Origin of the sequence: Saccharospirillum alexandrii (assembly GCF_043641555.1) — a bacterium.
In the GTDB taxonomy this organism is placed as follows: domain Bacteria; phylum Pseudomonadota; class Gammaproteobacteria; order Pseudomonadales; family Natronospirillaceae; genus Saccharospirillum; species Saccharospirillum alexandrii_A.
On the sequence record NZ_JBHZRJ010000002.1, the window covers coordinates 124,899 to 138,504 of the forward strand.

8 protein-coding genes and 1 pseudogene are annotated in these 13,606 nt (G+C 57.8%); 4 read left to right on the forward strand and 5 right to left on the reverse strand.

Features of this window, described 5'->3' with window-relative positions; genetic code table 11:
• The first annotated feature begins 97 nt into the window (after positions 1-97).
• The 3 genes from ACHUE7_RS06425 (at position 98) to ACHUE7_RS06435 (ending at position 5,028) form a co-directional block, all read left to right on the forward strand.
• Complete coding sequence (locus ACHUE7_RS06425) at positions 98-2,080, forward strand: hypothetical protein (protein ID WP_394169882.1); 1,983 nt, start codon at positions 98-100, stop codon at positions 2,078-2,080.
• Positions 2,081-2,443: 363 nt separating this feature from the next.
• A complete protein-coding gene (locus tag ACHUE7_RS06430) occupies positions 2,444-3,586 on the forward strand; it encodes a trans-sulfuration enzyme family protein (RefSeq protein ID WP_394169258.1) in 1,143 nt (380 codons plus the stop codon).
• Positions 3,587-3,819: 233 nt separating this feature from the next.
• Positions 3,820-5,028: an EAL and HDOD domain-containing protein gene (locus ACHUE7_RS06435; protein ID WP_394169259.1), complete on the forward strand. Its 1,209-nt coding sequence runs from the start codon at positions 3,820-3,822 to the stop codon at positions 5,026-5,028.
• Here the strand turns inward: ACHUE7_RS06435 and ACHUE7_RS06440 are convergent.
• Together ACHUE7_RS06440 and metH are read right to left on the reverse strand one after the other, a co-directional pair.
• Positions 5,025-6,347 carry a YihY/virulence factor BrkB family protein gene (locus ACHUE7_RS06440; protein WP_394169260.1) on the reverse strand — a complete coding sequence of 441 codons (1,323 nt, stop codon included), beginning with the start codon at positions 6,345-6,347 and terminating at the stop codon, positions 5,025-5,027. The two genes, ACHUE7_RS06435 and ACHUE7_RS06440, sit on opposite strands and share 4 nt — an antisense overlap.
• Positions 6,348-6,418: 71 nt before the next feature.
• Positions 6,419-10,154 (reverse strand): annotated as a pseudogene (gene metH, locus ACHUE7_RS06445) (methionine synthase).
• A 421-nt stretch (positions 10,155-10,575) separates the two neighbouring features.
• On the opposite strand from metH, the gene nfuA reads away from it, so the two are divergent.
• Positions 10,576-11,166: a Fe-S biogenesis protein NfuA gene (gene nfuA, locus ACHUE7_RS06450; RefSeq protein ID WP_394169261.1), complete on the forward strand. Its 591-nt coding sequence runs from the start codon at positions 10,576-10,578 to the stop codon at positions 11,164-11,166.
• Positions 11,167-11,221: 55 nt separating this feature from the next.
• Here nfuA and ACHUE7_RS06455 read toward each other — a convergent pair whose 3' ends face one another.
• The 3 genes from ACHUE7_RS06455 to ACHUE7_RS06465 are packed head-to-tail and all read right to left on the reverse strand — an operon-like array spanning position 11,222 to position 13,573.
• Complete coding sequence (locus ACHUE7_RS06455) at positions 11,222-11,815, reverse strand: DNA-J related domain-containing protein (protein WP_394169262.1); 594 nt, start codon at positions 11,813-11,815, stop codon at positions 11,222-11,224.
• The gene (locus tag ACHUE7_RS06460; RefSeq protein ID WP_394169263.1) at positions 11,808-12,695 is read right to left on the reverse strand and encodes a D-hexose-6-phosphate mutarotase; all 888 of its coding nucleotides are present in this window, start codon (positions 12,693-12,695) and stop codon (positions 11,808-11,810) included. Before ACHUE7_RS06460 ends, ACHUE7_RS06455 begins: the two co-directional genes overlap by 8 nt.
• Positions 12,692-13,573 (reverse strand): DUF1853 family protein, encoded by an 882-nt coding sequence (locus ACHUE7_RS06465; RefSeq protein ID WP_394169264.1) that lies wholly within the window; start codon positions 13,571-13,573, stop codon positions 12,692-12,694. Before ACHUE7_RS06465 ends, ACHUE7_RS06460 begins: the two co-directional genes overlap by 4 nt.
• Positions 13,574-13,606: the final 33 nt, after the last annotated feature.

The following is a 13,606-nucleotide window of genomic DNA, read 5'->3' on the forward strand; positions in this document are numbered from 1 at the left end:
ACAGGAGAGACAGGGTGAGTTTTAATGGAGAACGACCGTGAGTCCGGATAATACAACGCCCACTGAAGGCTCCAGACTGGACGGTCTGCTGGCACAAATGGATGACGCGGCCGTCTTACTGGCGCAAGCTCCGACCTTTTCGAAGCCCGCCAAAATTGGCCGGGTATTCGATACGGCCCGGCGAATCATGCTGCAGGAAGGTGGCTGTGCTGCCCTGGAAACACGCATTAAAGCGCTGGAAGACGCGGGTGTGTTCTGGGGCTCCGACTGGGCCAACCCGAGCGTTTTGATACCGACGTTGTCGCGATATTCCCTGCAAAGTCCTGTGGCTGAATCGGTCGTGATTGAGGCGCTCAGCGAACTGCGATTCCTGGCGGTTGCCCAGGGTATATATGCACATGAAGAGCTGTCGTCCGAGCAGGCCAGTCATTTCCTGAGCCAGGTGCTGGCTGCGAATCTGTCCCTGCTGTTCACGCCGCCGAGCGAGGCGGAACGGGAGACCCAGGGGCGGCTCGCGCAGTTGCCGCGAAACCTGCTGAAACACCTGGCAGAACGCATTGGTTATGAGCAGATTATCGATCAGCTGATCGACGAAATCTGGCGCATTCTGAATCAGCGGCCTATCCAGGTTGATTCGATCAAACAGATGATTACACAGATCGCCATTTGCCAGGCCAATCCGGAGATTGATCTGGGCACCAGCGGACAGGGCGCTGACCGGCTGGTCAGCAGCCTGTATGGGCCGACTCAGGCGTGCCGGGATGACCCGGGTGTGGAAGCCTATCAGCACAGCCTCAATGCCATGGATTCCAGCGCTTTGCTCAAAGAGGCCACTGGCTTTGCCCGGGCCATGCACGATACGGGTCTCGTCTCGCCCTACCATGCCACGCTGTTACGGCATTTGCTGGAGTCCGATGATCATCTGTTGCCGGAAGCGCTCGGGTTGTCGACGACCGGTCGTGATTGTTTGTTGTGCTACCGCGAGCTTGTCTATGCCCTGATCCGCGAGGCGGTGCATCCGCAAACGGCACAGGCCATTTACGGGCTGGCGCTGACGCTGGAGCGGGGCATTCTCTATCACCCATCGGTCGCGCCGGCGATGTGGCGTCAGTTGGCGCTGATTCTGTCGGAGTGGTCGCGAACCCGGCTGTCGATAGCCTTTGGCGATGCGATTGAACCCCGCTCACGGCTGCTGGAAGGTGTGCTGTGCATGCTGGGTCAGCCGCTCGGTGTAGGGCAGGGCAATAACCCGACCTGTCAGTCGGCCCGGGCTTTATCGATGTGGGCTTACAACGACCCGGACTATCTGTTGCAAATGGTGGCCTGGGCCGCGCGGGATGACGAGATCATCATGCATTTTGAAGGTCAGCCCATTTCGTCCTGCGAGAGCGAGTCGGGCGTTGCCAGCAGTTTGCCGATCGATCTCGACGCCGTATCCCTGTTGGTGGTGCCTCATCTCGACCGCATTTATGCCGAGATGGGCCGTCGTTGTATTGGCCGTGAAGGCGATCCGCATCGCTGGGTGAATCCGGAGTTTCATGGTTGGTGGTCCGGTCGCGGCTTCAACATTAATGTCGATGTGGCCACCGGTGCGCTGGTGGACCTGGAAGATTTTCTGCGTCATTTTTACGCCTCCTACCATCCCTATTACAACGGCAATCAACCGCTGATCCACCCGCAACCGGCTGGCATTGCCGTGACCGACAGTGCGGCGCGTTTTATTGGCTGGCACGCCATAACCATACTACGGGTGGCGATGGACCCGGAGCAGGTTATGCGGGTGTACTTCTATAACCCCAACAACGACAGCGGCCAGAACTGGGGCGATGGGGTAGAAGTCAGTACCGCTGGCAAGGGTGAGCGCTATGGTGAGGCGTCTTTGCCATTCGCCCAGTTTGCCTCAAGGCTATACATCTTCCATTTCGACCCGCTGGAGCGGGGCGAGCTGGCGCTGATCACCCGGGACGAACTGGACGAAGTGGTGGGCTATATCCACCGAAGCTGGGGCATCGGGCGTGTGCCTGCCGGAGAGTTGCAGGCTGACTCGGGGCATGGCCAATCAACAGACTCCGAACCTTGAGGTAATACCTCAAGGTTCGGAGGTTAAATATTATATACCGCCTAGAGCCCGCGACGGATGGCAGGTCTGCTCTTGCGGGGTCGCCGTGAATACCTTCATGTAGGCTTAACTTCGGGATATGAACCCCATCCATGGGGTTCACCCTGCGGGCTCGCTGCGCTCATGCTAAAACGCTCCCGGCGTTTTAGTCCCTGCCTCAGATACCCCCGCAAGAGCAGACCTGCCACCCATCGCTAAGCTATTGCAAAGTTAAAATCTTACTCAAATAAACTCTGTGAGTTGGTCGCTATCAATGCCGCTACGGTCGTGTAATCGGTAGTGCTACACTGTCGCGCATCTTTTCGATGAGTTGAGACCGACTTAATGCCATACCCTTATCAAACGGAAACGCTGGTGGCTCAGGCCATGGGCGATATCGACGCCACCACCGGTGCACTGATTCCTGCCATCCATAACAGCACCACCTATCAACGTGATACCGACAACGGTTACAGCCGGGGGCGCATTTATTCGCGTGCCGATAACCCCGGTTACGACCCGGTTGAACGGGTTCTGACCGAGCTGGAACAGGGTGCCGATGCGCTGGTGTTTGCGTCAGGCATGGCCGCCTCGGTAGCGGTGTTCCAGGCGTTGCAACCGGGTGCTCATGTCATTGCGCCGGTGGTGATGTACTGGTCGTTGCGCAACTGGCTGAAGCAGTTTTCGCAGCAATGGCAGATTGACGTCAGTTTCGTTGATACCAGTGATACCGCAGCGGTAGCCGCCGCGCTCCAGCCTGGCAAGACCGGGCTGATCTGGCTGGAAACGCCGGGTAATCCGCTCTGGACGGTGGCGGATATTCAAGCCATTTGTGGCCTGGCGCATGACGCGGGCGCACGGGTGGTGGTGGATTCAACTGTGGCGACACCCATCCATACCCAGCCGCTTTTGCTGGGGGCAGATCTTGTTATGCATTCAGCCACCAAGTATCTGAACGGCCATTCGGATGTGATTGCCGGTGCGCTGGTGACAGCCCGCGACGATGAGTTCTGGCAGCGTCTGATCAAACAGCGCTCCCAGGGTGGTGCGGTGCTGGGGCCTTTTGAAGCAGCGCTGTTGTTGCGCGGAATGCGCACCCTGGCAATACGGGTGCGCGAGTGCTCGGCCAATGCGCAGCGGCTGGCAGAGCATCTGAATGCACACCCGGCGGTTGAGGAAGTGCTGTACCCAGGCTTGCCGGGCTTCGCCGGGCATGAGATTGCCCGTCAGCAAATGCGCAACGGTTTTGGCGGGATGCTGTCGGTTCGAATCAGGGGCGGTGCAGCGGCAGCCATCCAGGTGGCGGCCACACTGAAGGTTTGGAAGCGTGCCACGTCATTGGGAGGTGTGGAAAGCCTGGTCGAACATCGCGCCAGTATAGAAGGTGAAGGGACCCCAGTACCGGATGACCTGTTGCGTCTTTCGGTGGGCATTGAGGCGGTGTCCGATCTGATGGCTGATTTCGATCAGGCACTGGGCCAGTTGTAACTCATGTCTCGGAGTTTGCATAACAAGAGCGTTGGGTGACGGATCAGTTGGACTGCCATGGACAGGTTTACGCCGACCCCACGGGGGATCTCCGGCACCCGATGCGGACCAAAGCTGCTCAGTCTTCACTGACTCCGATGAATCTCCGAGACACAATAGCCACTTGGCAAGACTGGCCGCAGAGGCTACTGTAGGCGCTTATCAGGCAAGATAAGCCAGCAGGAAGGGCCTCCATGGCGCAGTTTTTCATTGCTCGACAGCCTATATACGATCGCGCGCTCAAGGTGATTGGCTACGAATTGCTGTATCGCGACAGCGATGTCAATGAAGCCCAGTTCGACGATCCCGATCGCGCCTCCAGCGACGCCATTCTTAACTCCTTTATTCACATCGGCATCGATACTCTGACCGGCAGCAGCCTGGTGTTCATCAATCTACCCAAAGCCTTTATCACAGACGGTGCGCTGACCCCGATGTTTCGGGAGCAGTGCGTACTGGAAGTGCTGGAAGATATCCGTGCCACGCCGGAGGTCATGTCTGGCCTGGAGCGGTTATCGAAGCAGGGGTTCAAGCTGGCATTGGATGACTTTGAGTTGACTGACGAGACCCGGCCTATGTTGTGCTGGGCGCACTACGTCAAGGTCGATGTGCTGGGTCGGGGACGCGATGAACTGACGGCGTTGATGGCACAGTTGCGGCGTTACCCGGTGCAGGTGATCGCAGAGAAGGTTGAAACTCAAGCCATGAAGCAATTGTGTGAGGAGCTTGGTTTCGACTGTTATCAGGGGTATTTCTTTTGCCGGCCGCAGGTAGTGATGCGCAAGGGCGTAGCTGCGAACAAGGCGGTGGTTTTCGATTTGCTCAACAAGTTACAGCAGCCCGATGTCGGCCTGGATGAACTTGAAGCCTTGCTCGCGCACGATATTTCCCTCAGCTACAAGTTGCTGCGCTACATCAACAGCGCGGCGTTTTCACTGCGTCGTGAGGTCGATTCGATCAAGGATGCCATCGTGCTGCTGGGCATCGATAACGTGAAACATTGGGTATCGCTGATACTGATGACGCGGATGGACGACAGCAAGCCGCGCGAACTGATCACCACGGCACTGGTGCGAGCTCGCCTGTGCGAACGGGTTGCAGACCTCTGGCACCCGGAAGTACGCCATCAAATGTTCATTGTCGGGTTGTTCTCGGTGTTGGATGCTCTTATGGATCAACCCATGGTCGAGTTGCTCGATACCATCATTCTCAGTATGCCGGTCAAGCTGGCTCTGCTGGAGTACGAAGGCGTTGCCGGTGACGTGTTGCGGCGGGTGCTGGCCTATGAGCAAATGGACTTTGACTCTCTGGAGCAAACGCCACTGACGCCAGCACAATGGGCGACGGCCTATCTGGAAGCGGTCCGGTGGGCCGATGAAAGCATGGTCACCATTGCGCCCTAGTCACTTTCCGTGTCTTCACTCCGGCGCACCCAGTCTTCGAGTGTTTGATCCTTAAACGCCGTGATCATCGCTTGCTTGATGGTGTCTTGCATCGCCGAGGTGTAAGGGGGTGTTGATACTCTGGAGTCGGGCGCACGGATGGTGTGCAGCAGGTCAGCCAACCCAATCTGGTCCAGCGGCCGGGCCGGGGTTAACAGGTGGTCTTCGCTGCGGACGATCAGTTGTGCCTCGAGCAGCTTGTCCATCAGGCGGTCGACGACCGCCGCATCCACGTTCATTTCGCTGCTTAATGAAACGGCCTTGACGCCCGGTTCGTTCCTGTCAAAGCAGCGCGCAATCCGATACATCAGGGTCAGGCCCACGGCTTCATCGGTTTCTGCGCTGGGCAGAACGGTCTGACGCTGACGGATAAAGCGAAAATTCTGGCTGTAATAAGCCACCGTTGCACCGGTCAGTAACACCAGCCAGGACAGATAGATCCAGACCAGCAGCAGAATACCGACCGCGAACCCCGAATAAATGGCTGTGTACTGGGTGGAGCTGGTGACAAAAAGCGTGAACAGATAACCCAGGCTTTGCCACAGAAAACCCGCTACAGCACCGCCGATAAACGCATGCCGAAACTTAACCTGGGTGTTGGGGATGAAGAAGTACAGAAAGGTAAACAGCGTAATGATGACCACGTAGGGTGCCAGCCGGGAAAGCAGGCTGAATACCCACCCCAGCGGAGCGATTTCCAGCATGGACGCAACGGTATCGGAACTGACCAGGGCGGCGGTGGCACCGAGCGTCGAAAAAGCCAGTAAAGGCCCGATCAGAATGACACTCAAGTAGTTGCTGAAACGTTGAGCCAGCGGCCGAATCTGGCTGACTCGCCAGACCTGGTTAAAAGCCCGCTCCACTTTTTGAACCAGAGAAATGACGGTATACACCAGAATGCCAAGACCGACGGCGCCAAGCACCCCGACACGGATATTGTCGACAAAGTCGAGAACATTACTGGTGATTTCTTCGCTGCGCTCGCCCAGTGGCGCCAGGAGCAGGCTTTGCAGCAGTGGTTCGAGCTGGTTGTGAACGCCAAAGCCTTTCAGCACCGAAAAACTGAGCGCCAGGAAGGGAACGATGGACAGCAGCGTGGTGTACACCAGGCTCATGGCGTGCAGATTGGTATTGCCCCGCGTCAGATCCTTGATGACGGCAAAGCCAATTCTGGCTATCCGAATACCGAGCCGACCCGGTCCCGGCAGCTTGGACAGATTGGGGTGCCACAACCAGTCCTGTGCCTGGGAAATCCAGTTTTTAGGGGTGGAGTCAGTCACGTGTCCCTTTCCTCAGAGTGCTTGCGTTGAGTATCACAGGAAACCAGCGTAACTGACAACCGCGCCTCCGGTCAGAGTTCGTCGTATCCCAGGGTGGGTCGCAGCCAGCGCTCTGCGGTCGTCAGATCCCAGCCTTTGCGCTCAGCATAGTCGTCAACCTGGTCGCGGTCGATCTTGCCCAAGCCAAAGTAGCGACTCTCCGGGTGCGCAAAATACCAGCCGCTTACAGCGGAAGCCGGCCACATGGCGAAGCTGTCGGTCAGCGAGCAACCGGTCGCCTGTTCGGCATCGAGCAGCTGGAACAGAGTGGCTTTTTCACTGTGTTCCGGGCAGGCCGGGTAGCCGGGTGCCGGGCGAATGCCCTGATACTTCTCGGCGATGATGGCCTCGTTGTCCAGCTGTTCATCGCCCACATAGCCCCAGAGCTCCTTGCGCACCTTCTCGTGCAATACCTCGGCAAAGGCTTCGGCAAAGCGGTCGGCCAGCGCCTTGATCATGATGGCGTTGTAGTCATCGTGCTCGGCTTCATAGGCTTTGGCACGTTCGTCGGCGCCGTGGCAGGTGACGACAAAGGCGCCCATGTAATCGTGAACGCCACTGTCCTTTGGTGCCACAAAGTCGGCCAGTGACCGGAAGGCGCGGCCGTCCGGGCGCTCGGCTTGCTGACGCAGGTGGTTCAGGGTTACCAGTGGGGCATCGCGCTCTTCATTGGCGTAAATTTCTGTTTGGTCTCCCGCTATGCCGGCGGCCGGGTAAAGCCCGACCACGCCGTTGCACTGCAGCCAGCCTTCGTCGACGATTCGGTCGAGCATGGCCGTGGCATCTTTAAACAGCTTGCTGGCTTCTACCCCCACGACCTTATCGGTCAGAATTTTTGGGTATTTGCCGTGCAATTCCCAGGTTTTGAAAAAGGGTGTCCAGTCGAACCGTTCTTTGATCTCTGCCAGGGGGTAATCGGTAAAGGTACGGTTGCCAATGAACGATGGTGTTGTTGGCTGGTAATCCGACCAGTTGGGCTGGTAGGCATTGGCCCGCGCAAACGAGAGGCTGGCAAATTCTTTCTGGCCGCGTTTGCGGGCATTGCCTTCGCGCAACTGCTGGTAGGCATCGCGCAGTTCACTGACGTAGGCCGCTTTGTTCGACGACAACAACTGACTCACGACGGGAACGGACTTGGACGCATCCAGAACGTGCACCACCGGGGCTGAATACTGTGGTTCGACTTTCACCGCAGTGTGTATTTTCGACGTCGTTGCGCCGCCGATCAGCAAGGGCTTGGTCATGCCGCGCTGTTCCATCATTTGTGCGACGGTCACCATTTCGTCCAGCGAGGGTGTGATCAGCCCGGAAAGTCCAATGACGTCAGCGTTGTGTTTTTCGGCCGCATCGAGGATGTCTTCCGCTGGTACCATAACGCCAAGGTCAATCACTTCGTAGTTGTTGCACGACAACACCACACCAACGATGTTCTTGCCAATGTCATGCACGTCGCCTTTAACCGTGGCCATGATGATTACGCCGTTATTTTCGGCTTCGCGGCCCGAGAGCCGCTTTTCTTCTTCAATATAGGGCAGCAAGTAGGCCACGGCTTTTTTCATTACCCGGGCGCTTTTGACCACCTGTGGCAAAAACATTTTGCCGGCCCCGAACAGGTCGCCCACCACGTTCATGCCCACCATTAAGGGGCCTTCGATCACCTCGATGGGTTTGTCGGCTTCCTGGCGCGCTTCTTCGGCATCGGCTTCAATGAATTCGGTGATGCCTTTGACCAGGGCGTGAGTGATGCGATCTTGCAGGTCGCCTTCGCGCCATTTCAGCTTGTCGCTTTCTTTGGCATCGGCAGTTTGGCCTTTAACGCTTTCGGCGAAATCGACCAGGCGTTCGGCGGCATCGTCGCGGCGGTTCAGTACGACGTCTTCAACGCGTTCGAGCAGGTCTTTGGGGATATCGTCGTAAATGGTCAGCATGCCGGCGTTGACAATACCCATGTCCATGCCGTGTTTGATGGCGTGGTACAGGAACACCGAGTGCATGGCTTCACGCACGGTATTGTTGCCGCGGAAGGAGAACGACATGTTCGAGACACCGCCGGAAATCTTGGCGCCAGGCAGGTTGTCTTTGATCCAGGCGGTGGCTTTGAAAAAATCGACACAGTAGTTGTCGTGTTCGGGAATGCCGGTTGCCACTGGAAAAATATTCGGGTCGAAGACGATGTCCTGCGGGTTGAACCTGACCACGTCGACCAGGACATCGTAAGACCGTTTGCAGATGTCGATTCGACGCTGGTAAGTATCGGCCTGGCCTTTTTCATCGAACGCCATGACGACCACGGCCGCACCGTAGAGTTTGATGCGGCGTGCCTGTTGAATGAAGACGTCTTCGCCTTCCTTCAACGAAATGGAATTGACGATCGCCTTGCCCTGAACGCATTTCAGACCCGCTTCGATGATGCTCCATTTTGAGGAGTCGATCATGAATGGCACCCGGGCGACATCCGGCTCGGCTGCCAGCAGGTTGAGGTAGCGAACCATGGCCGCTTCGCCATCGAGCATGGCGTCGTCCATGTTGATGTCGATGATCTGGGCGCCGTCGTCGACCTGGGTGCGGGCGATGTCGACGGCCTCCTCGTAGTGTTCTTCCTGAATCAGGCGTGCGAACTTGGCTGAACCGGCGACGTTGGAGCGCTCGCCCACGTTGACGAAGCCGGTGGTTTCATTGACGACCAGTGGCTCCAGGCCACTGAGAACCATGTCGGGCAGGGCACGTTGCTTAGGCTTCATCGGCAACCTCCGCGGCCAGATCGCGCAGCGGGCGCGGTGAGTATTCATCGGCCAGCTTTCTCAACTGGGCAATGTGTTGCGGTGTGGTGCCGCAGCAGCCACCGATAATATTGACGTGGCCTTCGCTCAGAAAGGGACGTACCTGTTCCGCCATCTGCTCGGCGGACTGATCGTATTCGCCAAACTCGTTGGGCAGGCCCGCATTGGGGTGGGCTGAAATCAGACAGGTGGCGTGTTTGTCGAGTGCTTTGATGTGCGGCAGCATGTCTTTGGCGCCCAGAGCGCAATTCAAACCGATGCTGAATAATTCACCGTGTTCCAGCGATACCCAGAAGGCCTCAGGCGTCTGGCCCGACAAAGTACGGCCACTGGCATCGGTAATGGTGCCGGAGACCATCAGCGGAATGTCCAGACCACGTTCCTGTTTCAGCTCAAGCACGGCGAAGACAGCAGCTTTGGCGTTGAGGGTATCGAATACCGTTTCGACCATGATCAGATCGACACCGCCGTCGATCAGCGCAATGGACGCTTCCTTGTAGGCCTGAACCAGATCGTCGAAAGAGACCAGACGCTTGCCCGGGTCGTTGACGTCGGGCGACATCGAAGCAGTCCGGTTGGTGGGCCCCAGGCAACCGATGACGTAGCGTTTCTGTTCCGGTGTCTTCTTTGACCACTTGTCGGCGCTGCGCCGCGCACACTGGGCCGCAGCGTAGTTGATGTCGTATACCGCGTGTTCGAGGTGATAGTCGGCCTGGGCAACGGTGGTGGCGCTGAACGCATTGGTGCAGGCGAAGTCAGCACCGATCTCGAAGAAGGAGTCGTGAATTTCCTCGATGATGTCGGGGCGAGTCAGCGACAATAGGTCGTTGTTGCCTTTGAGCGGGCTCGGGTGGTCTTCGAAGTGCCCTTTACGGAAGTCGGCTTCCTCGAGTGGGTACCCCTGGATGGAGGTGCCCATGGCACCGTCCAGTACCATGATGCGGTCTTGGAGCGTACGGCGGAGTTCGTCCGCGACTGAGCGAGTCATTGTCTCTTCCAGTTCAGTTGGCTGTGACAGAAGGCGTGGATGGGTTGTTTGCTCCGTGAATAGTGACAGACCGTCACGGAGGGTCCACCCCTGCCTTAAAGAAGGTGGCCTATGAAACACCAAACAGGGTGTTTTTTCAATCTATATCAAAAAGTATTGATATAGTAGTTATACCGTTATCTAGCGTAACCTCACAGATTTTGGTGCGCTTGGTATCTGATTCCAGGCCACCACGGGGTCCTATGGTCAGTGTGATAGGCCTTTCTGCTCTAAGTTCAATGGTTCGCCTTGAATTCACCGATAGCAGGCCACATCTGTATAACCAAGTAAAACACTCAGGTATTCAGTTGGCGGACAAAGTTCGATAGAATACCGCCCATTCAACATTCCCGATTAATCGTCCAACTACGGAGTCTGTGGCATGGATATTCAGATGAACATTACCGATTCCGCGCAGAATTATCTGGCGGGTCTGCTGGCCAAGCAAAGCACGGACGGTGTCTCCGTTCGTATGTTTGTGACCCAGCCTGGCACCAAATTCGCTGAAACCTGCCTGGCTTACTGCCGTCCAGGCGAAGAGAAAGAAAACGACGAAGTCATCGAGCTGACACAGTTCCGGGTCTATCTGGAAAAGAACAGCCTGCCGTACCTCGATGAAGCCGTTGTCGATTACGCCGAAGACAAGATGGGCGGTCAGCTGACCATCAAGGCGCCCAATGCCAAAATGCCCAAGGTGAATGCCGACAGCCCGCTGCAGGATCAGGTTAATTACATCTTGTTTACCGAGATAAACCCGGGCCTGGCGTCACACGGGGGCGAGGTCAGCCTTGAAGAACTGACGCCCGAAGACGTTGCGGTGCTGAAGTTCGGCGGTGGCTGCCAGGGGTGCTCAGCGGTCGACATTACGTTGAAAAATGGCGTTGAAGCCACCTTGCTCGAAAAAGTACCGGGCTTGAAGGGCATTCGGGATGTCACCGACCATACCGTGACCGAAAACGCCTACTATCAGTAAGGTGTACCGGTAGTAAGATCGATTGGCTCCCGGGTGACGTTGCTGCCAGGCAGGGTCACTTGCGGTATTTTTGCTGATCTTTCAGGGTGTCGTAGGCCTGTTGAATCCGCCCGAATTCAACAGCGTCACCGCCCTTGTCCGGATGATGAGCGTTGGCCAGTTGCCGGTAACGGGTCTTTACGTCAGAAAAGCTGGCGGAAGGGCCCAGGCCCAGGGTGGCAAGCGCATCGGGCGCTTGCTCTTCACCCAGTAAACGGCGCCAAAACCCCTGCAACAACCGCTCTACACTGAACCCGTCTTCTTTTGTCAAATTGCTGAAATCCAGATAATAAGCCGCCAGCGACGGATTCGGGCTGACGGCCTTACCCTCGCTGCCGGTTGCCGCTAGCCACTGAATTCGCAGTGGGCTGATCGACAGCCGCCGGGACTTCTGGTGGTTGTCCTGCTGCAAGCGGTACAGCAGGTGCATCAGCACAAAATGGTGCTGAAACAGCAGTAGCGGGTCACCCAGATTGGGCTTGGGAAAGAGCGCCGGGTAGTGCCGGTCCAGAGCCTGTATCAGTTCGTACTCCGACAATCCGGCGGGTGCTTCTGTCAGCAGCGTGTCCACAGCCTGCATCAGGCCGGGTGGCAGGTTGACATCACGCATCGGTCGTCGTCAGCCCAAGTTTGGTTGTTAGCGGATGTTGCTCGCCAGGCAGCAGCTGCCTGCTGTCATCGGCGGCGTTGGCCGCTTCCAGGCACAGCATGGACCGGTAATCGTCGTCATTGAAGTTCGACAGGGTTCGGCTCTTGGCGATCCAGGGGTTCCAGACCACCAGCGACCGGCTGCCTTCGCGCCTGATGAAACGGCGCACCTTGCCCGGTTCGTCCAGCATGACGGGTTGCCCTTCATCCAATACAATTCGGTCAATTTCCTGATCCACTGCAAACGGCTCCGGCCACGGCTGGCGTGTTCCGGTCAGTTTGTCGAGATAGGGGTAGCCGGTCAAACCCGTCAGGCGAACGTTGTCAGGCGATGTAATCGGCAGGTAGCTGTGCAAAGCCTGGCTGAGCGTGAACGGGCTGTCGCCGAGGTTGGTGGTAATCAGCCTGAGGGTCAGTGAGGCAGCGACCGTAACCACCAATTCAACCCGGGCCCGGTGGGCAAAACCAGAGTCTGTCCCGCCGGTTTCGAGCCAGAGGCGCAGTTGGCTGCTCTTGGCGTCATCGCGCACAACCTCCCAGTTCCATAGCTCTGTCCTGACCAGTCCGTGAGACGGATAGGGTGCGCCGTCCGGGTGGGGGCCAAACCAGGGCCAGCAGACGGGAATTCCGCCGCGTATGGCCTGGCCGGGCTGGTAAGTTTCGGCGTCAGACACCCATAACAGGTCATCCTGACCGTGCGGCCGAAACGACGTCATGTGGGCGCCTTGGAGGTAGAGCGTGGCGACTGCGCATTCATTGACCACGCACAGGCGTTGTAGCCCGCCGGGTGTGGTTTCTAGCGTGATTCGATGGCTTGCTGTTTGGGTTTCAGGCTGGTTCACAACGGCGTTCCTGTAGGACTGCTGGCGGATGCAAAGCGCCGCAGCATACTGGCGCGGGCCTGTTCTGGCCAGTCATCGGGTACGATGAACCAGTGCCCTTCATGAGACTCGTTGGGCAGTCGGCCCAGCCACTGCGCCGGTGCCGGGTGTTTGCGAGCCTCCTCTGGCCCCGGGTGCTGAGATAGCCACTGGCTCTTGTTGATCCAGCGACCGCCCAAGCCCTGTTGCCGGGCCTGGGTTTCCGTCAGCCAGGGGCGGATCAGTGCATTCGGGGCGATCAGCGGCCAGGGCGACGCGTTGTTTCTGTCGTCGAAAGGGACAAAACCACGACCCGTTACCCAGCCCTGGGAATGATCGGGCGCTGGCAAGTGCCCGGGCCAGGCACCTTCCCGGGCTGCGCGCTCCGGTAAGGTCAACTGGTGCGACAGCAGTCGCTGCGATTTTACGGTCATGAAGTCTTTAAAACCGGATCCGATCCAGCGGCATTCGGGGGCGATACCTGCACCGGCGGGAATCAGCAGGTAAAACTTGAGAGCCAGCTCCAGGTGCAGAATTTGCCCCTGGCGGCGGTCTTCCAGCAACAGGTCGAGTTCGCCGAGGGTTCGTGTGGCGCCGCGTATGATGCAATTGCTCGCCAGAATCCGGTAGTCCGCCGAGACGCTGAACAGAGCCTGTACCAGGGCCTCGAAATAATGGCCCAGCTTACCGTGCCGGGCTTGTTCGAGTGCGTCGCCACGGCTGGCAATGATCGGGTCAATCAGGTCGGTTGAGAAGGCATCGCCAGGGTGCCAGTTCAGTTCGGGCGCAGGCAGCAGGGCAGGGGCCTGCAGGATCCACTTCAAATCCTGTCGCAATTGCGTGCTGACGGCTTCGTCCATGCGCTTCCCTTCTGGTATGCTTCGGAACCCTGG

Coding starts and splice junctions, on each gene's coding strand:
- ACHUE7_RS06465 (WP_394169264.1), bottom strand. CDS start 13,573: ATGGACGAAGCCGTCAGCACGCAATTGCGACAGGATTTGAAGTGGATC.
- nfuA (WP_394169261.1), top strand. CDS start 10,576: ATGGATATTCAGATGAACATTACCGATTCCGCGCAGAATTATCTGGCG.
- ACHUE7_RS06430 (WP_394169258.1), top strand. CDS start 2,444: ATGCCATACCCTTATCAAACGGAAACGCTGGTGGCTCAGGCCATGGGC.
- ACHUE7_RS06455 (WP_394169262.1), bottom strand. CDS start 11,815: ATGCGTGATGTCAACCTGCCACCCGGCCTGATGCAGGCTGTGGACACG.
- ACHUE7_RS06435 (WP_394169259.1), top strand. CDS start 3,820: ATGGCGCAGTTTTTCATTGCTCGACAGCCTATATACGATCGCGCGCTC.
- ACHUE7_RS06425 (WP_394169882.1), top strand. CDS start 98: ATGGATGACGCGGCCGTCTTACTGGCGCAAGCTCCGACCTTTTCGAAG.